At 33.4% G+C, this 23,255-nt stretch carries 24 protein-coding genes; 11 read left to right on the top strand and 13 right to left on the bottom strand.

The window, feature by feature from the left end:
• Window positions 1-3 precede the first annotated feature (3 nt).
• Window positions 4-738, top strand: a complete 735-nt coding sequence (locus L3X39_RS07630; protein WP_237231181.1) for a hypothetical protein — start codon at window positions 4-6, stop codon at window positions 736-738.
• Here L3X39_RS07630 and L3X39_RS07625 read toward each other — a convergent pair.
• Window positions 731-865 carry a 30S ribosomal protein THX gene (locus L3X39_RS07625; RefSeq protein WP_237231180.1) on the bottom strand — a complete coding sequence of 45 codons (135 nt, stop codon included), beginning with the start codon at window positions 863-865 and terminating at the stop codon, window positions 731-733. The genes L3X39_RS07630 and L3X39_RS07625 overlap by 8 nt on opposite strands.
• A 63-nt stretch (window positions 866-928) precedes the next feature.
• Here L3X39_RS07625 and L3X39_RS07620 point away from each other — a divergent pair, with 63 nt between their 5' ends.
• Window positions 929-1,609 (top strand): uracil-DNA glycosylase family protein, encoded by a 681-nt coding sequence (locus L3X39_RS07620; RefSeq protein WP_237231179.1) that lies wholly within the window; start codon window positions 929-931, stop codon window positions 1,607-1,609.
• Window positions 1,610-1,686: 77 nt separating this feature from the next.
• On the opposite strand, the gene pulA is transcribed toward L3X39_RS07620, so the two are convergent.
• Complete coding sequence (gene pulA, locus L3X39_RS07615; RefSeq protein ID WP_237231178.1) at window positions 1,687-3,669, bottom strand: type I pullulanase; 1,983 nt, start codon at window positions 3,667-3,669, stop codon at window positions 1,687-1,689.
• Between the two features lie 97 nt (window positions 3,670-3,766).
• Between pulA and L3X39_RS07610 the strand changes: the two genes are divergently transcribed.
• The 4 genes from L3X39_RS07610 to L3X39_RS07595 all read left to right on the top strand — a co-directional run bounded on the left by L3X39_RS07610 (window position 3,767) and on the right by L3X39_RS07595 (window position 7,751).
• The gene (locus tag L3X39_RS07610; protein ID WP_237231177.1) at window positions 3,767-4,633 is read left to right on the top strand and encodes an alpha/beta hydrolase; all 867 of its coding nucleotides are present in this window, start codon (window positions 3,767-3,769) and stop codon (window positions 4,631-4,633) included.
• Window positions 4,630-6,126 (top strand): YfcC family protein, encoded by a 1,497-nt coding sequence (locus L3X39_RS07605; protein ID WP_237231176.1) that lies wholly within the window; start codon window positions 4,630-4,632, stop codon window positions 6,124-6,126. The genes L3X39_RS07610 and L3X39_RS07605 overlap by 4 nt, the downstream gene beginning before the upstream one ends.
• A 120-nt stretch (window positions 6,127-6,246) precedes the next feature.
• Window positions 6,247-7,518: a DEAD/DEAH box helicase gene (locus L3X39_RS07600; protein ID WP_237231175.1), complete on the top strand. Its 1,272-nt coding sequence runs from the start codon at window positions 6,247-6,249 to the stop codon at window positions 7,516-7,518.
• A 5-nt stretch (window positions 7,519-7,523) separates the two neighbouring features.
• On the top strand, window positions 7,524-7,751 hold the full coding sequence (locus L3X39_RS07595; RefSeq protein ID WP_237231174.1) for a VF530 family protein: 228 nt from the start codon (window positions 7,524-7,526) through the stop codon (window positions 7,749-7,751).
• Between the two features lie 70 nt (window positions 7,752-7,821).
• Here the strand turns inward: L3X39_RS07595 and L3X39_RS07590 are convergent, their stop codons facing one another.
• The 4 genes from L3X39_RS07590 to L3X39_RS07575 all read right to left on the bottom strand — a co-directional run bounded on the left by L3X39_RS07590 (window position 7,822) and on the right by L3X39_RS07575 (window position 13,137).
• Window positions 7,822-10,425 carry a chondroitinase-B domain-containing protein gene (locus L3X39_RS07590; protein ID WP_237231173.1) on the bottom strand — a complete coding sequence of 868 codons (2,604 nt, stop codon included), beginning with the start codon at window positions 10,423-10,425 and terminating at the stop codon, window positions 7,822-7,824.
• Window positions 10,426-10,563: 138 nt separating this feature from the next.
• A complete protein-coding gene (locus L3X39_RS07585; protein WP_237231172.1) occupies window positions 10,564-11,013 on the bottom strand; it encodes a tRNA (cytidine(34)-2'-O)-methyltransferase in 450 nt (149 codons plus the stop codon).
• Window positions 11,014-11,076: 63 nt separating this feature from the next.
• On the bottom strand, window positions 11,077-12,027 hold the full coding sequence (locus L3X39_RS07580; protein ID WP_237231171.1) for a sugar phosphate isomerase/epimerase family protein: 951 nt from the start codon (window positions 12,025-12,027) through the stop codon (window positions 11,077-11,079).
• Window positions 12,028-12,039: 12 nt separating this feature from the next.
• Window positions 12,040-13,137, bottom strand: a complete 1,098-nt coding sequence (locus L3X39_RS07575) for a T9SS type A sorting domain-containing protein (RefSeq protein WP_237231170.1) — start codon at window positions 13,135-13,137, stop codon at window positions 12,040-12,042.
• 245 nt (window positions 13,138-13,382) lie between these two features.
• Between L3X39_RS07575 and L3X39_RS07570 the strand changes: the two genes are divergently transcribed.
• Window positions 13,383-14,036 carry a DUF4331 family protein gene (locus L3X39_RS07570; RefSeq protein WP_237231169.1) on the top strand — a complete coding sequence of 218 codons (654 nt, stop codon included), beginning with the start codon at window positions 13,383-13,385 and terminating at the stop codon, window positions 14,034-14,036.
• A 19-nt stretch (window positions 14,037-14,055) separates the two neighbouring features.
• A complete protein-coding gene (locus L3X39_RS07565; RefSeq protein WP_237231168.1) occupies window positions 14,056-14,664 on the top strand; it encodes a DUF4331 family protein in 609 nt (202 codons plus the stop codon).
• A gap of 58 nt (window positions 14,665-14,722) precedes the next feature.
• Here L3X39_RS07565 and trpA read toward each other — a convergent pair whose 3' ends face one another.
• From trpA to L3X39_RS07530, 7 genes are all read right to left on the bottom strand, one after another.
• The gene (gene trpA, locus L3X39_RS07560) at window positions 14,723-15,490 is read right to left on the bottom strand and encodes a tryptophan synthase subunit alpha (RefSeq protein WP_237231167.1); all 768 of its coding nucleotides are present in this window, start codon (window positions 15,488-15,490) and stop codon (window positions 14,723-14,725) included.
• Window positions 15,491-15,493: 3 nt separating this feature from the next.
• Entirely contained in the window at window positions 15,494-16,675 is a 1,182-nt protein-coding gene (trpB, locus tag L3X39_RS07555; RefSeq protein WP_237231166.1) for a tryptophan synthase subunit beta, read from the bottom strand.
• 64 nt (window positions 16,676-16,739) lie between these two features.
• Window positions 16,740-17,363 carry a phosphoribosylanthranilate isomerase gene (locus L3X39_RS07550; protein ID WP_452124569.1) on the bottom strand — a complete coding sequence of 208 codons (624 nt, stop codon included), beginning with the start codon at window positions 17,361-17,363 and terminating at the stop codon, window positions 16,740-16,742.
• The gene (gene trpC, locus L3X39_RS07545) at window positions 17,360-18,145 is read right to left on the bottom strand and encodes an indole-3-glycerol phosphate synthase TrpC (protein WP_237231164.1); all 786 of its coding nucleotides are present in this window, start codon (window positions 18,143-18,145) and stop codon (window positions 17,360-17,362) included. Before trpC ends, L3X39_RS07550 begins: the two co-directional genes overlap by 4 nt.
• A complete protein-coding gene (gene trpD, locus L3X39_RS07540) occupies window positions 18,142-19,134 on the bottom strand; it encodes an anthranilate phosphoribosyltransferase (RefSeq protein ID WP_237231163.1) in 993 nt (330 codons plus the stop codon). Before trpD ends, trpC begins: the two co-directional genes overlap by 4 nt.
• A gap of 8 nt (window positions 19,135-19,142) precedes the next feature.
• Entirely contained in the window at window positions 19,143-19,709 is a 567-nt protein-coding gene (locus tag L3X39_RS07535) for an anthranilate synthase component II (RefSeq protein ID WP_237231162.1), read from the bottom strand.
• Window position 19,710: 1 nt separating this feature from the next.
• A complete protein-coding gene (locus L3X39_RS07530) occupies window positions 19,711-21,117 on the bottom strand; it encodes an anthranilate synthase component I family protein (protein ID WP_237231161.1) in 1,407 nt (468 codons plus the stop codon).
• Window positions 21,118-21,416: 299 nt separating this feature from the next.
• On the opposite strand from L3X39_RS07530, the gene L3X39_RS07525 reads away from it, so the two are divergent.
• The 3 genes from L3X39_RS07525 to L3X39_RS07515 all read left to right on the top strand — a co-directional run bounded on the left by L3X39_RS07525 (window position 21,417) and on the right by L3X39_RS07515 (window position 23,031).
• Window positions 21,417-21,959 (top strand): TlpA family protein disulfide reductase, encoded by a 543-nt coding sequence (locus tag L3X39_RS07525; RefSeq protein ID WP_237231160.1) that lies wholly within the window; start codon window positions 21,417-21,419, stop codon window positions 21,957-21,959.
• A 6-nt stretch (window positions 21,960-21,965) separates the two neighbouring features.
• Window positions 21,966-22,610, top strand: a complete 645-nt coding sequence (locus tag L3X39_RS07520; RefSeq protein WP_237231159.1) for a thioredoxin family protein — start codon at window positions 21,966-21,968, stop codon at window positions 22,608-22,610.
• A 106-nt stretch (window positions 22,611-22,716) separates the two neighbouring features.
• Window positions 22,717-23,031, top strand: coding sequence for a rhodanese-like domain-containing protein (locus L3X39_RS07515; RefSeq protein ID WP_237231158.1), 315 nt, complete (start codon window positions 22,717-22,719; stop codon window positions 23,029-23,031).
• The last annotated feature ends 224 nt before the right edge of the window (window positions 23,032-23,255 follow it).

Below are 23,255 nucleotides of genomic sequence, written 5' to 3'. Positions count from 1 at the left end.
TCTATGTATTATTATCTTATTCTAGCGCTTCAAGGGTATTGCATATATCATATGTACAAAAATAGAAATCCATACTATTGGGTATTTCTTATTTTGTTTTTACCGCTAATTGGTTGTGTAATATATTTAATTACTCAGGTTTATAATAAGCGTGATGCTGAAAAAATAACCTCTGAAATTACCAGCATTATCAATCCAACAAAAAAGGTTAGAGATTTAGAAAAGCGATTAGAATTTGCCGAAACCTATCAAAACAGACTGAATTTAGCAGATGCCTATTTAGAAATAAAAGATTATAACAATGCTATTCCCCATTATCTAGAGGCTCTAAAAGACACCTCCCAAAACAACTTTTATGCTACAACCCAGTTAATTGAAGCTTATTTTAATATAGAAGATTGTGATAAGGTAATTGATTATGCTGAAAAAATAAAAGACCATCCAGAGTTTAAAAAATCCCGAACGCAGTTTTTATACGGATTAGCCTTAGAGCGCATTGGCAATATAGAAGAAGCCGAAACTAATTTAAGGCAAATAGATATACGATATTCCTATTATGAGGAGCGATTAATTCTGGCAAAGTTTTTATTAAGCATAAAAAAAGATGAAGAAGCTGTTGAGATTTTAAAAGAGGTTTATAAAGAATCGCAACACATGACCAAGCCCAATAAACGCATTTATAGGGCAACCATTTTAGAAATTGAAAAACTGCTAAAAGAACTCAATATTTCTATTTAGGTTTAGCCTTATTACCAATACCTATTTTAGTTTCAACAGAAGGTTTCTTTTTAATTCTGGGTCGTCTAGCTCCAAATGTACCTCTGTTTATTTTACCTCGTTTAGTTTTTTTATCGCCTTTTCCCATAATTATTTAGGTTACTTTTGTGGAAATAAGTTACAAAATTTAAAATTGTAAGTCAAGTTTTTAGTGTTTAAACATCAACATCCATACCAACCGTTTATACAAAACAACACCACAAAATTAATTGTTGGTACGCTACCACCTCCAAGGTTTACAACTGGAGATCTTTTAGAAAAAGATGTCGATTTTTGCTATGGCAGTTATTACAATTCGCTGTGGTTATTTATTGATAAAATTCATAATCTAAATTTGAGATACGACAATTCTCAAGAAGCTGTAGCCCAACGTAAACAGTTTTTAATAAAACAAAAAATAGGGGTTTGCGATATAGTTGAAAGTGCCGAACGTGATAAAATAGATGCATCCGATTTAGGAATGCAAAACATTAAACTTCGTGACGTAGTAGGCTATTTAAAACAATATCCAAAGATTGATACCTTGTTGTTTATGGGTGGAAATAGTAAAAACGGACCAGAATATTTCTTTAGAAAGCACATTAAAGATTATGGTTTAAAGTTAGAGTTGGTTTCCAACGAGATACCCAGAATTCATCAATTCGTTTTGGCTAGTACCACAAAGCAATACAAACCATCAAGTCGAACTATAAAAACGGTATCCTTAACCTCAGGTTCTGGTGCTGCTAATATTTCAATTAGCAAAATACCATTGTACAAACAATTAAAAGCTAAAAACCCTAATTTCAATACCTTCGATTTTAGAGTGATGCAGTATAGCGAGTTTTTTTAGTGGTTTGTTAGTAAGTTTAGCTATTAATATACACGTTGTTGAGATTAGTTTTTTAATTCCGCCATTCTCTTTTTAAATTATTTTCGATAGGCAATGAGCATAGATATAGCCGGTACTTTAATCATGTTGCTTATTGCTTTCCCATCATCTAAAGTAAAATTATCTCCAATAACAGCTAGTTGCCACGCATCATCCAATGCATAATCATAAACTTTCGTGTTAGCATTATAAATCACTAAAATATCTTTCCAAGTGTCGCCATTAGCATAATTTCCTATTTGGTAACTTACTAAACCATCTTTAACCGTTTTAAACTCCAAGTTTTTTCTAACCTCGTTTGCTGAGGTCATTCTAAATGCAGGATGTGCTTTTCGCAAAGCGATGAGGTTTTTGTAATAGTCTACTACATGGGCGTTTTTTACTTTCCAGTTCCAATCTATTTGGTTGATGCTATCGGGTAAATTATAAGAGTTATGCTCACCTTTTTTGGTTCGTAACATTTCAGCTCCAGCATGCATAAACGCGATACCTTGCGAGGTCATAACCACGGCATTGGCAAGTTTATCCATAGCTATTAAGGTTGTGTTATCAGCATCTTCTCGAGAGACTTTTAATTTGTCAAAAAGCGTATGGTTGTCATGACAAGACACATACGATATGGATTGCCAAGGATGGTTAGCCCACGCTTCATTGGAGTAGTTAACCACTTGATAATCTATTTGTGGGTGTTGAATGGCACCCACCACACCAAATTTTACAGATTCTTCAGTGTTTTTTGCACCACTAACAAACCCCGAGCTTTTGTCATCAAAAACAGAGCCTTTTAGTCCGTCTCTTATATCATCACTAAAGGCTGTTATTTGAGGCATTTTAGTAATATGTTTTTTTAATGCACGCTCTTCCATTGGTAATGGCGAATCGCCAGCAGTCCATCCTTCGCCATAAACAAAAATATTGGGGTTTATTTTTTTCAGGGTTTCTGAAACGGCGTTCATGGTTGTGATATCGTGGATTCCCATTAAATCAAAACGAAAACCATCCAGATGATACTCTTTTGCCCAATAAGAAACCGATTCGATAATAAATTTACGCATCATAGCTTTTTCTGAGGCTGTTTCATTACCGCATGCCGAGGCATCAGAAGGTTTACCATCTTCCCAAAAACGATAATAGTAATTAGGGGCTTCTAAATTAAAATTAGAGGTTTCGGTTCTACCAGTATGGTTGTAAACTACATCTAAAATAACGCCAATACCGTGATCATGAAACGCTTTTACCATAGTTTTAAATTCTTTTATCCGTATTTCCGCATCGTAAGGGTTTGTAGAAAAAGAACCTTCAGGAACATTGTAGTTTTGCGGATCATAGCCCCAATTAAATTGTGGTTTATCCAGTTTGGTTTCATCAATTGAATAATGGTCGTAGGTAGGTAATAAATGCACATGCGTAATGCCTAATGCTCTTAAATGGTCTATACCTGTTGCCACTTCATTAGGGCCTTTTGTACCAGTTTCTACCAATCCCAAATAGGTTCCAGGAATGCTAGAACCAGATTGTGGGTGAATTGTCATATCTCTTATATGTAACTCATAAATTATAGCATCATTTGGTGATTTTAATTCTAGTTGTTTATCCTTATTCCAATCACTCGGATTGGTGGTTTCTAAATCAATAACCATAGCACGTTTGCCATTTACACCAACGGCTTGTGCATAAATACCAGGCGTTTCTTCAAGCCATTTATTGTTAAGCATAATTTGGTAGGTGTAATACGTACCTGCTAAATCTTTACTTATTTTTTTTGTCCATACCTCATTCATTGATGGCGTTAACTCATGCGTTTCAAAAGGCTCGCCTTCAAAACCATTTTTATATAGGTTGAGTTTTACCAGTTCCGCCGTAGGAGACCATAATTTAAAGGTGGTTGATGCTTTGCTGTAATCCAACCATAAGTTAGTTTCAATGGCGGTTTTGGAATTTTCAACATGAGGTGATTTATGTTTTTCTTGGCAAGAAATAAATAGCATAGCGAGTAGTAAAAAACTGAGTTTGAATTTCATTTTAGTGTTATTATCAGTATCTAAAAATAGGGATTATCTTTAATAATAATCTAAAGATGTCATTTAAATTCATAATTTAGAAAACTATTGTTTTTTAATGAGGCATTTTATTCTTTTCACCCTTTCTATTTTATTTGTGAGTTGTAGTTCACCAATTCGAGTTAATACTTTTATTGATGTAGAATATGCTCGTGTAAATGAAACCGAATTATTACTCGATATTTTCGCACCTGAAGGTGTTAAAAATCCTAATTTGGTTGTTTGGATTCATGGTGGCGGTTGGGTAAGTGGTGATAAGAAAAATGTGCCTAAGGTGTTTGTTGAAAAAGGGTATGCACTAGTCAGTATTAATTACCGATTAACGGGAGTAGCACAGTTTCCCGCCCAAGTTCATGATGTTAAAGCGGCTATTCGATTTTTACGGGCAAATGCTTCAGAATACAATATAGATGCTAAAAAAATTGTGCTTGCTGGGTCATCGGCTGGTGGGCATTTAGCAGCCTTAGTAGGAGTAACCAGTAACCATGAAGAATTGGAAGGAACCGTTGGTAATTTTTTAAACGAATCTTCAGAAGTACAAGGAATAATTGATTTTTATGGACCAACAAATTTTATGACGATTTTGCATCAATCAGAACCAAACAGCCTTATGTCTCGTCAAAATATATTGGTAAGATTACTGGGTGATTTACCAGCCAACAAACCTGAATTATCAAAGTTAGCAAGTCCTGTTTTTCATGTTGACAATACCGATCCACCGCTTTTAATAATGCACGGAAATAAGGATTTTCAGGTTCCAATTAAACAATCATACGAGTTAGAAAATAGCTATAAAGAACATGATTCAGAGGTGTCTTTTAAGGTAATTGATGGAGGAGGACATGGTGGATCTGAATTTCATACCGAAGAAAATTACACCCTAGTTTTTGAGTTTTTAGATAAAATTTTTAATAATAAAAAATGAGCAAAATAAAATTTCCTTCAGCCCAAACTATTTTAATATTGATTGCTGCCATGGTAGCTTTACTTACTTGGATAATACCTTCGGGTAAGTTTGATACCCTAGCGTATGATAAAGAGGCTAATACTTTTACTATTAAAAGTGAAGAAAGTAGTAAGGTGATTAAAGCAACTCAGGAATCTTTAAACCAGCTTCAAATAAAAATACCATTGGAGAAATTTACCAATGGCGATATTTGGAAACCTATTAATATTCCTAATACGTACAAAGAGGTCAAAGCTAACCCACAGGGTATGGCTGCGTTTATAATGTCGCCAATAAAGGGAATTATTCAAGCTGCGGATATCATTTTTTTAGTGCTTTTTATAGGAGGTTTGATAGGAATTGTAAATACTACTGGCGCTTTCGAAGGTGGTATTTCGTGGTTATCGGTGGCCTTGGAAGGACGAGAATTTCTTTTGATAATTATGGTTACTCTTCTGATAGCTGTGGGTGGTACAACCTTTGGACTCGCTGAAGAAACGATTGCATTTTTCCCTATCCTTATTCCCATATTTATTGCAGCAAAATATGATGCTTTGGTTGGGGTAGCGGCAATTTTTGTAGGGTCCGCTGTTGGGAGTATGGCTTCAACCATCAATCCATTTAGCGTAATTATAGCTTCTGATGCAGCAGGAATTAATTGGACAACAGGAATTTACGGCCGTTTTTTAATGTTTGGTGTTTGTACAACTATCTGTATTATTTATATCATTAGGTATGCACAAAAAGTAAAAAAGGACCCTTCAAAATCAATAATTTATGACCAGAAAAAAGAGATTGAAAGCATGTTTCCCATGTTAAATACAAGCAATAAGGTAGTATTAACTAGCAACTTAAAATTAGTTTTAATGGTGTTTTCACTTTGCTTTATCGTAATGATTTATGGAGTTTCTATGTTAGATTGGTGGTTTGCAGAAATGACAGCTACTTTTTTTGTGGGAGCTGTTATTATTGGGATTATTGTAAATATGAATGAAACAAAATTGATTGATACTTTTGTTAAAGGAGCTGGAGAATTATTAGGGGTTGCTATTATTATTGGAATTGCAAGAGGTGTAACTATTTTAATGGAAGATGGTTTAATTAGTGATACTCTATTGTATTATTCAAGCAACGTAACAGAAGGCATGAACAAAGGCTTGTTTGTAAATGTTATGACATTTATTTATGCAGGGTTATCGTTTTTTATTCCCTCATCTTCGGGGATGGCGGTACTTACAATGCCTATAATGTCGCCTTTAGCAGATGGTGTAGGTGTAGGTAGAGAAGTGGTTGTAAATGCTTATCAATATGGTTTAGGGTTATTTTATTTTATAAGTCCTACAGGTTTAATTTTGGCTTCTTTAGCGATTGTGAAAGTTGGTTTTAACAAATGGTTGAAATTTATTATGCCTTTAGTTATAATACTTACGCTAGTTACCATGTTATTTATGACGATTTCAGTTTATATCTAGATTTAAAAATATTAAATAAAGCTTATCAATTAATTAGATGTAACTTTGCAACTTATAAAAGAATGACGCTAAAAATTAGATGGTCATTTCAAATGCCCATAATAGGCCCAAATAATTTTTATGTCATTTAACTCATTAGGTTTATCTGATGCTTTATTAAAAGCAGTCAGTAAACAAGGTTACACAACCCCTTCACCAATTCAACAAAAAGCCATTCCTTTAATTTTAGAAGGGAAAGATATACTAGCATCTGCACAAACAGGAACCGGTAAAACAGCAGGTTTTACATTGCCTCTATTGCAGATACTTTCAGATAATCCAAATCAAAAATTCAGACCCATTCGCGCCTTAATTTTAACGCCTACTCGCGAGTTAGCAGCACAGGTGCATAACAATGTTAAAGCTTATAGCGAGTTTTTAAATATACGTAGCGCCGTTATTTTTGGTGGTGTTAAACAAAAACCTCAAGTAGCCACCATTCGTCAAGGTGTTGATGTTTTAATTGCGACACCAGGGCGTTTGTTAGATTTACAAAATCAAGGATTGTTATCACTAAAGCGGATTGAAATATTTGTTTTAGATGAAGCCGATAGAATGCTTGATATGGGTTTTTTAAGAGATATTGAACGGGTTATAAATATGATGCCCGATAAGCGGCAAAACTTAATGTTTTCTGCTACTTTTTCAAAGGAGATAAAAAAATTAGCACATGGTATTTTAAATCACCCTTCACAGGTTGAAGCGACACCAGAAAACACCACAGTTGATGCGATAAGTCAAAAAGTATATCGTGTTGCTAAAGGGTTAAAAACAGGGCTTATAATAAAGTTAATTTCTGAGGGCAACTGGAAGCAAGTTTTGGTTTTTACCAGAACAAAACATGGCGCAAACAAACTATGTAAAAAAATGGTAAGCGCAGGAATTTCGACATCAGCTATACATGGTAATAAAAGTCAAGGTGCCAGAACAAAGGCTTTAGCGGGTTTTAAAAATGGAAGTGTACGCGTTTTAGTGGCTACTGATATTGCAGCTCGTGGGTTAGATATTCCATTATTACCACACGTTATTAATTTTGAATTACCTAACATTTCTGAAGATTATGTACATCGTATTGGTAGAACGGGTAGAGCAGGAGCAAGTGGTGAAGCACTATCTCTTGTAAGTGCAGATGAAACTACTTATTTACGGGATATCGAAAAGCTAGTAGGTATAAAAATACCTGTAGAAATTGTTGAAGGCTATGAACCAGACCCAAATGCTTCCACACAGCCGGAGAAAAGGCAACAAGGTGGACAACGTCGGAATAACAACGCCCGAAGTTCTAATAAAGAAAATGCATCACGACGTCCTAAGCGTAACAATGATAGACGCAGAAACGATAGAAGGCGTTAATTTGTATGGAATCTCAACCTAATAATCCTTTACATGGCATTAAGCTAGAACAAATTATAATGGATTTAGTGGCGCATTACGGGTGGGAATATATGGGTTACACAATTAATATTCGTTGCTTCACACACAATCCTTCAGTTAAATCAAGTTTGAAATTTTTAAGAAGAACTCCTTGGGCACGAACTAAAGTTGAGAAAATGTATTTGGAAATACTTAAAAAGAACAATAAATAGTTAAAAAAATACCCAAAAGTTGTGTTTCGTTTTTAGACAACTTTTGGGTAGTATTAATCAGTAATTATATTTAGTGCGACACAAGAATCATTTTTGATTGTTGCGAAAGATTGCCATTATTAATATTAACAAGATAAGCACCGTTTGAAAGGGCAGCTAAATTGACCGTCGTTTCAGTAACTGAGTTATCAATAAATTGCTCTAGTACTTTTCTACCTTCTAAAGTATAGATTTGAATACTCTTTACATCACCTTGTAAGTTTTTGAACGTCAAAATATCTTTCACCGGAACGGGGTACATAATAACTTTGTTTCTCAAATCATTTTCATCCACTGAAAGCGCACTTGATTGACCAAAAAACTCAATTTCGGTAATGTTAGTCCATACACTTTTTCGTGTATCTCCAGCAGTATTAAACCTTCCGTAACCCATTAACTTTACATAACGCGCGTTAGTGGTGATTTCATACTGATCAAAAGCATCACGTGTTCCTGTAGTTGTCGTAATTAATAAATCACCTGTTGTTGGTAGCACCAAAGAAAAATCTGAAGGATCTGTTCCTGTAGTAGATACCAATACTTGCAAGCCATAAGGGTCAGCTTTGTCATCTGTAGCAATTTGTATTAAATCAAGTTCGTATTCTTCACCTAAATCGTAAATAACATACTCACCATCACCTTTGTAATCTCCTGATAGAATAGCGCCATCATCTGCCGTCCAATTGGTGCCAGTATCTTTGTCAAGAGTATTTGATGCATAATTAAACTTGTCAACGCCATTTGCTTCTTCTTTTGAAAAAGAATGTATGGTAACAGGGTCACCTGGTAAACCTGTATTAATTAGGTCGTATAAGTCGGTTAAATCCGCACCATCTTGCATTACATTTAAAGTTCTTACAATATCATCACCTCCAGCATCTTGTGTAAAAGTTACAGAACCTGTTCTACTATTTGTATCTGTATTTTCAGTAACTGTAACAGAAACCGTTGCATTACCAGTTCCAGAACTAATATCAATACTTATCCAAGCGTCATTTGATACGGCAGTCCAACTTACGTTTGAATTAACAGTTACATTGTTGCTAGACGCCGCCGCAGGAAGTGCAGGCAAACTGCTAACGGTTAAAAAATCGCCAACTACTATAGTACAATCACCATCAGTAATAGAATTACCTAAATAATCTAAAAAGCAAGCTCCAATACCGTAACCAACCATATCATCTGTTGTTGGTGTATAGGCTCCCATATCAGCACCTTTACCTGCAGAACCAGTACCCGAGAATGTGAAAATTTCACCATCAGGAGTAGCTGTTATTCCAGTTTCTTCAGAAAAACCTGCGTTTGTTGCACCCAAACTAGTTCCAGTGTAAACGTTTCCAGAGTAAGTTAACGCTGTACCAAGATTAGCATAAGATGTTGGTGTATCCCCTGAAATAACGTCTGAAATATTTGGGTTGGAAGGAGCAAAATAGATTAAGTTATTCGAAACAGTACCTGTTGGATCTGTTGATCCTTTATCTATATTATAATACAAAGGAGCGTTCGTGTTTATAATGGTGTTATTAGAAACAGAAATGTTTTCAACTTTTTGATAATCGCTTGAAACATTTGTTGCAGAACAAAGAACCGAATTATTGGCGCCACCACCTAAAAAAGTAATCCCATTATTCCACTTTGCTTGATCAACAACAGTAATACAATCTTGAATATAATTATTTGTAATGGTATGGTCGCTATCAACGATTCTAATACCACCAGTACCATCAACATTTTCACCTAAAAAATAATTCCCATCAACTGTAGCGTTTGAACCATGACGAAGTACTAAAGAACCTCTACTTCTTCTAAAAGTATTATTGGTATAGATGTTGTTTTTACTTTTGTTAGTGATAATTTCATTTTCGCCATCGGCTTCAACAAAATAATTATTAGAAACCGTACAGCTACTATCTACTTGTTGATATGAACTTGTACCAATACGTATCGTCTCGCTGTCTCCTGCATTAGTTAAATTATCATCAATTTTATCATACTTATAAAAATAATTATTACTAATAGTATGACCAACTATGGCACATGGGTCATTTGAAAAATTATAGGCTAGCTCTACTAGAACCATATTTCCAGATGTTGATTTATTCATAAATGAACAATTAATTACGGTGTTATAAGTTCCGTATAACATAATCCAGTTATGTTTTTCACTGGTTCCAGCTACGACATCATCAGGATGAACTATTAATCCATCCATCACACAATTTTGAATGGTACTATGGTTAGCATAATCGGTGCCATTTCGAAATTCAATCACACTACTAGATCCGTAGCCACCTTGCCAATAAAAACCATCAACAACAACGTAATCACCACCAATATTAAGTTGTAAACCTCCTGTAAATTTAACACCTCCAGGGGTTTCTGCTCTAAAAGTAATTGGGTCGTTAGCAGTTCCATTTCCAATAAAATCGATCGTTGAATCAGAGTTGTAAGTACCATCTGCTAGTATAATAATATCTCCTGCTACATAAGCTTGATCCTCTAATTCTTCAGGATTATTGATATTATAAGTTGTTTGAGCTGTCACACTAAAACCACATATAAATACTATTAAAGTGAGAAATGCTGTTTGTAATTTTTTTGATTTAGGATGTTGACTTTGAGTAATTTTTTTCATAATAATTTAGTTTAATAGCTGTATAATTGGTAAACCAAAGTGGTTAACCAAATTTAATTAAATAACTAAATAATTCAAACTTTATAGTAAATAAGAATAAAGTTTTAGATAATGTGTAAGGTTTTGACGTTAAAGGTGTTATCTAAGTTTGTTCAGTCCTTCGTAAACTACAATACTAACAGCATTAGCAAGGTTTAAACTTCTTACATATTCGCTGTATAGAGGAATTTTATAGACGGAAGTATTGTTTTCAGTAATAGATTTTGGTAGACCAACAGATTCTTTTCCAAAAATTAAAAACATATTATCTTCAAACGGAATATCCCAATGAGTTTTTGTGCCATGACTAGATAAGAACACTAATTTCTCATCTTTATTTTTTTTAAAAAAGTCTTCAATATTATTGTAATAGGTTACTTGAAGATGTTGCCAATAATCTAAACCTGCGCGTTTTAGTTTTGAATCAACTATCTCAAAACCAAATGGTTTAACTAAATGTAAGTTTGAGCCAGAAGCCAATGCTAAACGACCTATATTACCAGTATTATTTGGTATTTCGGGCTCTATCAAAACAATATTTAATGGCATGCTTGTTAGTATAATATTATTTTATTCGGTTTGAATAAATTGTGAATTAACGAAGATACAATTTTAACTTTCTAGCCAAAGACGTTGAACGGTATTTAAATCTTTTTTCATAGCATTGTAAACTATGTTTTTATCGATGGTCAACGTTCTATTTCCCTTTTCAGCACCTCCTAAATCATACTCTAAATGAAGACTTACTGGTACATTAATTTGATATTTTTTTAACAGAGAAAAGTATTTTTTAAAATCTACCATACCTTCTCCAATGGGCATATTAATAGGCAACCACTGTCCGTTAACTTTCTCCCATTTATAATCTTTCAAAACAATTGATTTTATTGAATCTTTTATAAGTTTTAATCCGTTTTCCCAAGAAAGCCCACCTTCTACCATGGCATGACGAATGTCATATTGAGTACCAAAATAATTGGTTTCTGCGAGTTCCAATAGCATTTTAACTTCCCAAATGGAAGCTCCAATAGATCTTCCCGCATGATTTTGATAACATCCAATAATTCCGAATTGTTTGTTAAGTAAACTTAAATTTTTTATTTGTTGTTGATAATGAAGAATATCATCGTTCATCGATTGACTTTCAGAATACTTAAACCAATCTGTTCGGTAATATTTAATGCCATTTTCAGCGGCAGTTTTAAGGATATTTACATCTGTTTTATTTTCAGCCGAGGAAATTGCAGTGGTTATCATATTACATTGAGAACCACCTTTTTTAATATTTTCTATTGCTTTTGGTAAATCATTGATAACATGCTCCGGCAATACATGTCCTTTTGGTCGTACCGTTAAATCTACACCCTGAAAACCCATTTCAGCTACTTTTTCACCCAATTGGTAATAATCTAAAAACTGTAAATGCTTTGAGAAAATATTTATGGAGAGTGTATCGTTTAAATTATTCGATTGGAATAAATTAGATGAAAAGTTCATTAAAGGAATTAATCCCATAGCTAATGCAGATTTTTTGGTAAACTCCCTTCTAGTTATGGGTTTCATAATAATCCTTTTTTAACGTGAAATAATTAGCATTTGAGATTGCCTATGTCGATTTTCATTTAAAACGCTCAGTATATATGATCCATTTGATAATGATGAAACATCTATGGAACTTTCAGTTTTTTGGCTTTCGTTAGAATTATTTAATATTTTTCTTCCGTCTAAACTGAATATGTCAATCTCATTTAAACCCAGAGCTAAATTTTTAATTGTCAAAATATCACCTGCTGGATGTGGTGAAATGAGTATCTTTTTTTCGTTTAGAGTTACATCGGTTGAAGATAATGTGCCTGTTTCTTCAATACTAAAATTAGCAAATAAGACTTCTTCATCTCTTAAATCGGAAGGACTATTTAAACTTCTGTAAATACCCCATTTAGGGCGAACAAAGTCGGCATTAGTTTGCCAATTTTTAATAGCATTGTTAGTATAACTTAATAATACCGCTGAATCACTGACTCTTTTAATTTCTATGGAATAAGTTCCTGAATCTGGACTCGAATTATTTCCATATTTTATGGTTTCGGTGGCTTCAACCCAAACACCTTTAAAGTTGGATAAGGGAACTTGTGTTAAAGTAGATTGTGAATTAGTTTCAGCATACCTTAATTCTAGTCTATCTGGTGACGATTTCCGCGCTGTAAGCGTATACATAGGCATACTTTCGTAAAGACCACCAACAGATTTTAACTGGTGCAAATGAGTAAAACTTGAAGATACTTGAAAACCAGTATCTAACTTAAACTTCCATTTGTAAATAACGGTTTCTCCTTCAACACCTTTTAGTTCGTCTGGTGACTTGTCGTATGTTTTTATTTCGTTACGTTGACGATCTGTAGAGCCATTACATCTATCAGTATCTGTCGCAACATGTATGTAAAATCTAAAAACATCTATGCCTAAAGTGGCATCAAAAGGTTCGTCAATATGCTGAAAAATTGGCGTATGACTACAATCAGGCTCTTCCACAGCGTCGTATCCAGGAGCTAAAACCGAATTTATTAAATCATAGGTTTGCATACCACCAGAACCATCAGCATCAAGCGTAATTTGAGCATTAATTTGAGATACTGAGCATAGTAAAGCAACTAAAAAGTATTTTGTTTTCATAGCATTTGTTAATCTGGTTAACCAATTTGGTTAACTAAATATAATTAAATTACTGGGATATTCAACTTTTAAAATTAGTAAGTTCTAAGTTTTGTAAATAAAAAATTCTTTAACTACAAGTTCTCATTGAATAAAACCTAAGTTTTTAACGAAAAAATAGGGAATTTAAAAAATATAAAACCGTACTGTTAAAAATTACGTAAGCATCTACAAGTAATATTACTTAATAACTTAAAATTAATCCAATGAAAAATTTAAAAACGTATGTAAAGGTTGGTGCACTTGTTGCTACCATCCTTTTTTTTATTGCTGCAGATCATATTGATGCTCCAGCAGTAGCAGGCAGTGAGAGTGACATCACAGACTTTTATGCCTTTCAAGGTGAAAACACAGATAATATTGTGTTTGTTGCCAATGTTCAAGGATTGTTAAGTCCCTCAGCGACTAAAAAAGCTCAATTTGATGAAAACATTATGATTGAGTTTAATATTGACACCAATGGTGACGCTATTGAAGATTTAGTGATTCAAGCAGCTCCAAAAAATAAACGAATGTATTTTTTAGGGCCAATTGCTCCTAATCAAACAGGTTTAGTAAGCACTTCAAATTCAAATCAAGAAGTTAATTCTGTAAAAATAACCAATTACAATCAAAACCCTCGAATTGAATCTTCATCAGATGGTATAAAATATTTTGCAGGACCAAGAGACGATCCTTTCTTTTTCGATTTTGCTCAATATTCTGCTATTCTTGCTGGTAATGCTGACGGTTTTCTAGAAGAGGGTGTAGATACTTTTGCAGGAACAAATGTATTATCAGTTGTTGTAGAAGTGCCTAAACATTTATTAGGTAATTCGAGCTCAATAAATGCATGGGTAGAGTCAAAAAGAAAACAATAATCAACTAAAAAGAATAATTATGAAAACATTGAAATATATTTTAGGAATAGTAGCAGTGGCTACACTATTTCTAAGTTGCGAAAACGAAAATTATAATGATGATGAGGCCAGTTTGTTAACTGTAAACAAATCATATCAGTTTAAAAATAATAAAGACAATCCGTTTATTAATACAACATGGGTGCAAGAAGATCAAATGGGTAGACCAGCCATTAATACGGTTTTAGTATCTACGGGCAGTAAAGATGACTTTAATGTAACTATCCCTTCTGAACAAGGTGCTTTATTTCAGTCCATGTTTCAATCTAATTTAATGGCGTTGAGTCCAGCATTTAATAATCCAACAGATACAAATGCATTAGGTTTTACAGCTGAACAATTTACAACAGCTTTAGCTACAGATGTCCTAACGGTATCTATGGTTGGTGCAACTACTTTTTTTGATGGTACAAACGTGCTAACAGGAAGAGCGCTTGCAGACGATGTAATTACAGTAGAACTGATTTTGATTTTTGGGGGAGAAGAAGGATTGACCAATCCTGAATTTCCACAATTTTCTGACGATAATGTAGATAAGAATGATAAAGAGTTTTTAGGCTCATTTCCATACTTAGCATCTCCTTGGTAAAATAGTGAAAATGGTAAATTATACCTTAAAAGGATTATGCTTTTGCATAATCCTTTTTTTAGTTTTTTAGTATGGCATGAATAAATTTTTCAATTGTATTTACACCACTTTTTGTAAGGTGCTTTACAAATGCACTTCCTATAATGGCACCTTTTGCATATTGAGTTGCTTGTGTAAAGGTTTCGTTATTACTAATTCCAAATCCAATAATTTGAGGATTTTTAAGATTCATTTTTGCAATGCGCTCAAAATAGGCAGTTTGTTCGTTACCAAAACCAGATTGTGCACCCGTGGTACTTGCACTGCTTACCATGTATATAAATCCAGTAGAGATGGAATCTATATATCTAATACGCTCATCACTCGTTTGTGGTGTAATTAAAAAAACATTTATCAATCCGTATTTTTCAAAAATAGTTTGATATTCCTCATGATACACATCAACAGGTAAATCAGGAATTATCAGTCCGTCAATCCCTATTTCTTTACATTTTTTGCAAAAAGCTTCAACACCATACTGAAACATGGGATTAAAATAGCCCATAATAATCAACGGAATTTCCACAGTTTTACGGATATCTTTCAACTGATTAAAAAGCACCTCCGTTGTCATTCCATTTTTTAAAGCCTTGGTAGAACTATCTTGAATAGTAGGTCCATCGGCCAATGGGTCGCTAAACGGCAAACCAATTTCAATCATATCAACGCCGTTTTTTTCTAAATCTTGAATGATTGAAACCGTGTCGTTAATTTTTGGGTAACCCGCAGTAAAATATATAGATAAGAGCTTTTTATCTTCGTTTAGTTTTTGTTTTATTCTGTTCACAATTTAGATTTTAAAATACTCAATATAATTCTGTAAATCCTTATCACCTCTACCAGATAAACTGACAACAATAACATCGTCTTGTTTAAAGGTTCTCTGTTCAAAAATGGCCAAGGCATGCGAGCTTTCAATAGCTGGAATAATACCTTCTAACTTACAAAGTTCTAAACCTGCATTCATAGCATCCTCATCAGTAATGGCCATAAACTCTGCACGCCTCGTTTTAGCTAAATGTGCATGCATGGGGCCAACACCAGGATAATCCAATCCAGCCGAAATAGAATAAGGTTCGGTAATTTGTCCGTCTTTAGTTTGCATCAATAAGGTTTTGCAACCATGAATAATACCTTCTTTTCCTAAAACCGATGTGGCTGCACTTTCACCAGAATCTACACCTAATCCTGCAGCTTCAACCGCAATAATACCAACATCAGGATTATGTAAATAATGATAATATGTTCCGGCTGCGTTACTTCCACCACCAATACAAGCTACAACGTAATCGGGGTTTTCACGACCTTCTTGTTCCTTTAATTGCCATTTAATTTCTTCCGAGATTACCGCTTGAAAACGGGTTACCATATCTGGATACGGGTGCGGACCAATAGCAGAACCAATAATGTAATGTGTATTTACGGGGTTGTTAATCCAATCGCGAATGGCTTCATTTGTGGCATCTTTTAGCGTGCGACTTCCTGATAGTGCAGGAACAACTTTAGCGCCCAACATTTTCATTCTGGCAACGTTCGGTGCTTGTCTTGCAATATCAATTTCGCCCATGTATACAATACATTCCAATCCCATTAATGCGCATACGGTAGCGGTGGCAACACCGTGCTGTCCTGCGCCCGTTTCAGCAATGATTCTAGTTTTACCTAAACGTTTAGCCATCAAAATCTGACCAATAGTATTATTTATTTTGTGTGCGCCTGTGTGGTTTAAATCTTCACGCTTTAGGTAAATTTTAGTGTTGTATTTTTCCGAAAGACGCTTAGCAAAATAGAGTGGAGAAGGACGACCAACATAATCTTTTAAAAGCTGATTGAATTCCTTTTGAAATTCAGGTTCAGCCATTACCTTTAAATATTTTTGGCGTAACTCCTCAACATTTGGGTACAGCATTTCTGGAATAAAAGCACCTCCAAATTCTCCATAATAGCCTTTTTCGTTTACGTTGTAATTCATATTATTTTTTTTATGTCATACTGAGCGCAGTCGAAGTATCTTTTCATGAGATTATTCACTTTGTTCAGAATGACAAACTTTGTTTAAATATTTTTAGTTCTTCAATATTTTTTAATCCAGGTTCTATTTCAAATTTACTATTTACATCTAAAGCATAGCAATATTTTGAAGCTTTACTCTTTGCAAATTTTTTAATGTCTTCAACTTCATTTAACCCGATGCCACCACTTAAAAAGAATGGCTTAGAGGAAGGATAGTTATTTAATACATTCCAATCAAAAGTATAACCATTACCTCCTGGTAATTTTCCTTTAGTGTCGAATAAAAAATAATCAACACTCCCTTCATAAGGATTTAAAATACTAAAATCAAATTCATCTTTAATTGAAAATACTTTTATTACTTCAATGCCTTCAGATTTAATTTTTTTACAATATTCTGTCGATTCGTTTCCGTGTAATTGTACAGCTTGTAAATCGTGTTTTTTAATTTTATCAACAACCAAATCGAGATCGGCATCAACAAAAACACCTGTTTTTTTTATGGATTTCGGTAATTGAGGAATACTCTCAGAATCAAAGTTACGTGCAGATTTTTCATAAAATATAAATCCAAGATAATCAGGTTGCAATGCCGCAACTTGATTAATGTTATCTTGATATTTCATACCGCAAACTTTTAGTTTCATCCTTCTAAAGTTTTTATGAATTCTGTGGCGCTTGCCCCTGGATTATCAGTTTTCATAAAGTTTTCACCTATTAAAAAACCTTGATATCCATAAGGTAGTAATTCTTTTATCGCTTCAATATTACTTATACCACTTTCTGATACTTTTACAAAGTCATCAGGAATCTTACTGCTTAAACTTTTACTAGTTTCTAAGCTCACATCGAAGGTTTTTAAATTCCTGTTGTTCACTCCTAGCATATCTAATGAAGGCATTATGGATTTTTGTAACTCTTCTTCGTTATGAACTTCTAAAAGCACATCCAATTTCAAGCTTTTGGCAAACTCTGAAAATTTCTTGATTTCGTTTCTAGTTAAAATCGCTGCAATTAATAAAATAACATCGGCACCGTAAGCTTTAGCTTCAAGCATTTGATATTCGTCAATAATAAATTCTTTGCGTAATAAAGGCAGATTGCAACTAGCTCTTGCAGTAAGTAAATCATCTAACGAGCCACCAAAATATTTTCCATCAGTTAAAACCGACATACCACAAACACCTGCATTTTCGTAACCAAATGCCACATCTTGAACATTTAAATTATTGTTGATAACCGATTTTGAGGGTGAGCGTCGTTTGTGTTCTGCAATTATGCCAGATTTGCTGTGTCGTAATTTATAAGTCAATGAAACAGTTTTTCTATTGAATAATACTGAATTTTCAAGTTGAGACACTGGAATCAATCCTTTTCTAAGATCAACTTCTTTACGTTTATCGATTACTATTTTATCTAAAATGTTCATTTGCTTAAACCTATTAAAGTATCTAAACTTTGCTTTGCTTTACCAGAAAACAAAGATTCTTTAGCGATTTCAAACCCCTCTTCATGAGAAATTTGTTTGCTAGTGGCAATTGCTAATCCTGCATTGGCACATACCACATTGTTTTGTGCGTCTGTTCCTTTACCTTTAATAATATCAACGAAGATATTAGCTGCATCTTTAACGCTATCTCCGCCAAAAATAGCTTCTTGTTTTATTGTTTTTAGTCCTAAATCTTCTGGAGAAAATAATTTTTCGGAATGATTAGAAACGATTTTAGCTTTCCCGGTTAATGAAATTTCATCATAACCATCTAAGGCGTAAACTATATTGTAATTATGCCTAGAATTTTGATGCAAAAAACTATAAAGTCTTAAAACTTCTAAATTAAAAACACCAAGTACATGATTTTTTGGAAATGAAGGATTAACTAATGGCCCCAACATATTAAAAAACGTTTTAACGCCTAATTCCCTTCTTATAGGTGCAACGTTTTTCATAGCGGGATGAAATAATGGCGCATGTAAAATACAAATGCCTGCTTGATCTAAGCACTTCTTTAAAAAACCTTCATCATTAGAGAATTTTACACCTAGAGATTCCATGACATTTGATGAACCTGAAGTAGATGATACGCCATAATTACCGTGTTTAGAAACATGAACTCCAGCACCAGCTGTAATGAAAGCCGATAAAGTTGAAATATTGAAGGTATTTTTGCCATCGCCTCCTGTACCAACAATATCAATGGCGTTATAGTCGCTAAGATTTATTGGAATACATAATTCTAAAAGCGCATCTCTAAATCCTCTTAATTCCTCAATAGTAATACTACGCATCATATAAACCGAAAGGAAACAAGTAATTTGGCTAGGGTTATACATATTGTTTGATATGTTAACTATAACCTGTTTTGCCTCTTCGGTTGTAAGGGTTTCGTGGTTTATAAGTCTATTTAAAATGTCTTTCATTACTTGTTCTAGTTATTTACCCAGTTTTCTAAAATCGTTTTTCCTTCAGGAGTTAATACAGATTCTGGATGGTATTGTACACCTCTTACATCATAAGTTTTGTGTCTTAAAGACATGACTTGTCCGTTAGCATCAAATGAAGTCGCTTCTAAGCTATCTGGTAATTCTGGGTTGACAACCCATGAGTGATATCGACCTACTTCAATGTTTTTATCTAAACCTTTAAAAATATATTCGTCTTCAACACAAATTGTTACGTTAGTAGCAACACCGTGATAAACGTCATCGAGATTTATTAATGAACCACCAAAAACTTCACCAATGGCTTGTTGTCCTAAACATACACCTAAAATGCTTTTTGTAGCTGCATATTTTTTAATTATTGCTTTTAGCAAACCAGCTTCATCTGGTATTCCAGGACCCGGAGATAAGACAATTTTATCAAATGGCTCTACATCTTCCAAAGCTAATTTATCGTTTCTCACTACAGTAACATCACAATTTAAGTCTTCTAAATAGTGTACTAAATTGTAAGTAAAACTGTCGTAGTTGTCTATAACTAATACTTTTTTCATCTTAAATATCTTCTGCTAATTTAATTGCTTTCGTCAATGCTCCTAATTTATTGTAAACCTCTTGCAGCTCGTTTTCTTGGTTCGATTTTGAAACCAATCCTGCACCAGCTTGCCAATTAAGTTTGTAATCTTTACTCAAAAAGGTTCGAATCATAATGGCGTGGTTAAAATTACCATCAAAATCCATAAACCCAATAGCACCACCGTAATATCCTCTACTTGTTTTTTCGTATTTTTCAATAAGCTGCATGGCCATATGTTTTGGTGCGCCACTTAAAGTTCCTGCAGGAAACGTATCTGCAACGACTTGCATGGTTGAGGTACTTTTGTGTTTTTGCCCTGTAACTTTACTAACCAAGTGAATAACATGCGAGAAAAATTGAACTTCGCGATAGGTAACTACTTTTACATCGCTTCCATGACGACTTAAATCGTTTCGGGCTAAATCTACAAGCATTACATGTTCTGCATTTTCTTTATCGTCTTTCTTGAGTTTTTCCGCTAAAATTTCGTCCTTATGCTCATCTCCAGTACGTTTAAAAGTTCCTGCAATGGGGTGAATTTCAGCTAAACCGTCATCAACAATAAGCTGCGCTTCTGGCGAACTTCCAAAGATTTTAAAATCGCCGTAATCAAAATAAAATAAATAAGGAGAAGGGTTAATGCTTCTTAAAGCGCGATAAATATTAAAATCATCGCCGGTAAATTCTTGAGAAAAACGTCTTGACAAAACCAATTGAAAAACATCTCCACGTTGGCAATGTTTTCTTGCGACTTCAACGTGCTCCCTAAACTCATCATCTGTTAAGTTGGATTTAATATCGCCTTTAGCATTGAAATTGTAAGAGGCAAAATTTTGAACATTAATGAGCTTATCAATATCATCAATATTATTTGGTGCGCCATCGAAACAGTGTGCAAAAATATAGGCCTCATTTTTAAAATGATTAATAGCTATAATGTTTTGATAAACTGCATAATACATATCTGGAATAACAACTGAATTGTCTTTCTTGCCAATTTCAATATCTTCAAAATATCTAACAGCATCATAAGCGGTATAACCAAAAATACCGTTATTTATAAACTTGAAGTTTTCTTCAGATTTGGTATCAAAGCGTTTGGTGAAATTGTAAATCTCATCAACTACATTAACATCTTCTGTAATATTTAAAGATGAAGTGCTTCCATCTGGAAACGTTTGAGAAATTACTTCGTTTTCAACTTTGATAGTAGCAATAGGGTTAAAACAGATGTACGAGAAGTTTTTATGACTTCTATGATAATCACCACTTTCTAACAAAATACTATTAGGATACTTGTCGCGTATTTTATAATAAACTGTAACGGGTGTAATGGTATCCGTCAAGATTCTTTTATGATGTGTATAAAGGCTGAATTTTTTCATTTTTCGTTTCTCATTTTCGTTTAGATTCTGAAACAAGTTCAGAACAAAGAAAAAGGCTTGTCGTGAATGACAAGCCTTTTGGATATTTTTAAGTTTTAAATATACTAGGGTTTTACTTCACGAACGTTAGTTTCGAAAGCACCACCACCAAGTATTATTTAAAATTGTTACCATTTTTTTATTTTATTGGTTCAAATATAGAAATGAAAATAATATAACCCAAAAGTTTAAAACATTTTTTATTTAAAAGTTTGTTAAACTATAAGAAACAAAGCAAACTATTAATTAAATTTAACGTTATGAAATTAAAAGTACTATTTATTGTATTATTTGCAATGGTGAGTTGTAAACAGGATAACAAATCAAATCAGGTTGCAGATAATTTGAAGGAGGTGATGAATAAAGATATTGTTTTAAGTGGCAACGATTTAGAAATTTATGATTTTAATGGATTTGAAAAATTCTTAAACAAAAAAGACGATAAAATTTATATTGTAAACTTTTGGGCTACTTGGTGCGCCCCTTGTGTTAAAGAGTTACCCTATTTTGAAAAGCTAAATAAAAACTATAAGAACAAAGGTGTTGAGGTTATTTTAGTGAGTTTGGATTTTCCGCATTTATATGAAACTAAGTTAAAACCTTTTATAAAGGATAAAAAACTAGCATCAAAAGTAATTGCTTTAGACGATGTTGATATGAATTCTTGGATTCCTAAAGTCGACAAAACCTGGTCTGGATCCATTCCGGCTACTATTATATATAAAAACAGTAACAAAAAGTTTTTCGAACAATCATTCACATATGATGAATTAGAAACAGAATTAAAACAATTTTTAAATTAAGTTATTATGAAAAAAACAATCAAATTAATTTCAGCTGCATGTATGGTGTTGCTAATTAGCGCGTTTACCATTAGTAAAACGGGTGGCAGTGGAGGCTATAAAATTGGTGATATAGCTGAAGATTTTTCACTTAAAAATATCGATGGAAACATGGTTTCCTTAGCAGATTATAAAGACGCTAAGGGTTATATCGTTACATTTACTTGTAATACATGCCCATATGCTGTGATGTATGAAGACCGCATAATAGCTTTAGATAAAAAATATGCACCTAAAGGTTACCCTGTAATAGCTATTATGCCAAACGATACTAATATAAAGCCAGATGATGATTTAGATGCGATGAAAAAAAGAGCCAAAGAAAAAGGTTTTACTTTTCCTTATTTAATTGACAAAGAGCAAACAGTATTCCCTAAGTACGGAGCAACAAAAACACCTCATATGTTTGTGCTTAAAAAAACAAAAAAAGGAAATGTGGTGAAGTATATTGGTGCTATTGATGACAATTATAAAGATGCATCGGCTGTAACAACAAAATACGTTGAAGAAGCTGTAGATGCGTTACTTGCAGGTGAGGAAATCAAAGAAAAAGAAACTAAAGCGATAGGTTGCTCAATAAAAGTAGCCAAAGCAACAAGTAGCGTGAATTAATTACTACTAAAAAATATGAAAATCCGAAGTGCAAAACTTCGGATTTTTTTTCATCTATAATGTAATAAATAGTAAGTTTGTATTTCTAAATTATTATAAAAACAACATGGAAGATTTATCTCAAGATGAATGGAAAGAGCAATTAGCAAATGATGATAATGCTGTGATTTTAGATGTAAGAACAGATGATGAAGTTGCCGAAGGGATCATCCCTAATGCCATTCATATCGATATTTATAAAGGTCAGGAGTTTATTAATGAAATTGAAGCTTTAGATAAAAGTAAAAGCTACTATGTGTATTGTCGCTCTGGAAATAGAAGCGGGCAAGCATGTAAAATTATGGAGGAATTAGGTTTTGAAAACGCCTATAACCTCGAAGGCGGTATGTTGCAATGGACTGGTGATGTAACTGATTTATAAAGAAATTCAAATATTTTAATCTTGATTTAATACGTCTTTTTAATCTTGATTTAATACGTCTTAAGTTATTAAGATAATTCAACGTGCTTATGCTCTTAGTAGGGTAATTATTTTTTTACTCTAAATAAACAACACACTCTTATTTAAAGAGTTTTGTTATAAAAACATTCACTTTTCTATTTTTTTTCGATTAAAACTTGTATATTTATGTGCTTCAGGTTTTG

The organism is Flaviramulus multivorans (assembly GCF_021728415.1).
GTDB classification, from domain to species: Bacteria; Bacteroidota; Bacteroidia; order Flavobacteriales; family Flavobacteriaceae; genus Sabulilitoribacter; species Sabulilitoribacter multivorans.
Note: the sequence above shows the minus strand (reverse complement) of the source record. Positions and strands in the feature narration are given on the sequence as shown.

Excerpts from the sequence above, each read along its gene's own strand:
- L3X39_RS07630 (WP_237231181.1), top strand. The coding sequence starts at position 4 with ATGTATTATTATCTTATTCTAGCGCTTCAAGGGTATTGCATATATCAT.
- L3X39_RS07625 (WP_237231180.1), bottom strand. The coding sequence starts at position 865 with ATGGGAAAAGGCGATAAAAAAACTAAACGAGGTAAAATAAACAGAGGT.
- pulA (WP_237231178.1), bottom strand. The coding sequence starts at position 3,669 with ATGAAATTCAAACTCAGTTTTTTACTACTCGCTATGCTATTTATTTCT.
- L3X39_RS07610 (WP_237231177.1), top strand. The coding sequence starts at position 3,767 with ATGAGGCATTTTATTCTTTTCACCCTTTCTATTTTATTTGTGAGTTGT.
- L3X39_RS07605 (WP_237231176.1), top strand. The coding sequence starts at position 4,630 with ATGAGCAAAATAAAATTTCCTTCAGCCCAAACTATTTTAATATTGATT.
- L3X39_RS07600 (WP_237231175.1), top strand. The coding sequence starts at position 6,247 with ATGTCATTTAACTCATTAGGTTTATCTGATGCTTTATTAAAAGCAGTC.
- L3X39_RS07595 (WP_237231174.1), top strand. The coding sequence starts at position 7,524 with ATGGAATCTCAACCTAATAATCCTTTACATGGCATTAAGCTAGAACAA.
- L3X39_RS07590 (WP_237231173.1), bottom strand. The coding sequence starts at position 10,425 with ATGAAAAAAATTACTCAAAGTCAACATCCTAAATCAAAAAAATTACAA.
- L3X39_RS07585 (WP_237231172.1), bottom strand. The coding sequence starts at position 11,013 with ATGCCATTAAATATTGTTTTGATAGAGCCCGAAATACCAAATAATACT.
- L3X39_RS07580 (WP_237231171.1), bottom strand. The coding sequence starts at position 12,027 with ATGAAACCCATAACTAGAAGGGAGTTTACCAAAAAATCTGCATTAGCT.
- L3X39_RS07575 (WP_237231170.1), bottom strand. The coding sequence starts at position 13,137 with ATGAAAACAAAATACTTTTTAGTTGCTTTACTATGCTCAGTATCTCAA.
- L3X39_RS07570 (WP_237231169.1), top strand. The coding sequence starts at position 13,383 with ATGAAAAATTTAAAAACGTATGTAAAGGTTGGTGCACTTGTTGCTACC.
- L3X39_RS07565 (WP_237231168.1), top strand. The coding sequence starts at position 14,056 with ATGAAAACATTGAAATATATTTTAGGAATAGTAGCAGTGGCTACACTA.
- trpB (WP_237231166.1), bottom strand. The coding sequence starts at position 16,675 with ATGAATTACAACGTAAACGAAAAAGGCTATTATGGAGAATTTGGAGGT.
- L3X39_RS07550 (WP_452124569.1), bottom strand. The coding sequence starts at position 17,363 with ATGAAACTAAAAGTTTGCGGTATGAAATATCAAGATAACATTAATCAA.
- trpC (WP_237231164.1), bottom strand. The coding sequence starts at position 18,145 with ATGAACATTTTAGATAAAATAGTAATCGATAAACGTAAAGAAGTTGAT.
- trpD (WP_237231163.1), bottom strand. The coding sequence starts at position 19,134 with ATGAAAGACATTTTAAATAGACTTATAAACCACGAAACCCTTACAACC.
- L3X39_RS07535 (WP_237231162.1), bottom strand. The coding sequence starts at position 19,709 with ATGAAAAAAGTATTAGTTATAGACAACTACGACAGTTTTACTTACAAT.
- L3X39_RS07530 (WP_237231161.1), bottom strand. The coding sequence starts at position 21,117 with ATGAAAAAATTCAGCCTTTATACACATCATAAAAGAATCTTGACGGAT.
- L3X39_RS07525 (WP_237231160.1), top strand. The coding sequence starts at position 21,417 with ATGAAATTAAAAGTACTATTTATTGTATTATTTGCAATGGTGAGTTGT.
- L3X39_RS07520 (WP_237231159.1), top strand. The coding sequence starts at position 21,966 with ATGAAAAAAACAATCAAATTAATTTCAGCTGCATGTATGGTGTTGCTA.
- L3X39_RS07515 (WP_237231158.1), top strand. The coding sequence starts at position 22,717 with ATGGAAGATTTATCTCAAGATGAATGGAAAGAGCAATTAGCAAATGAT.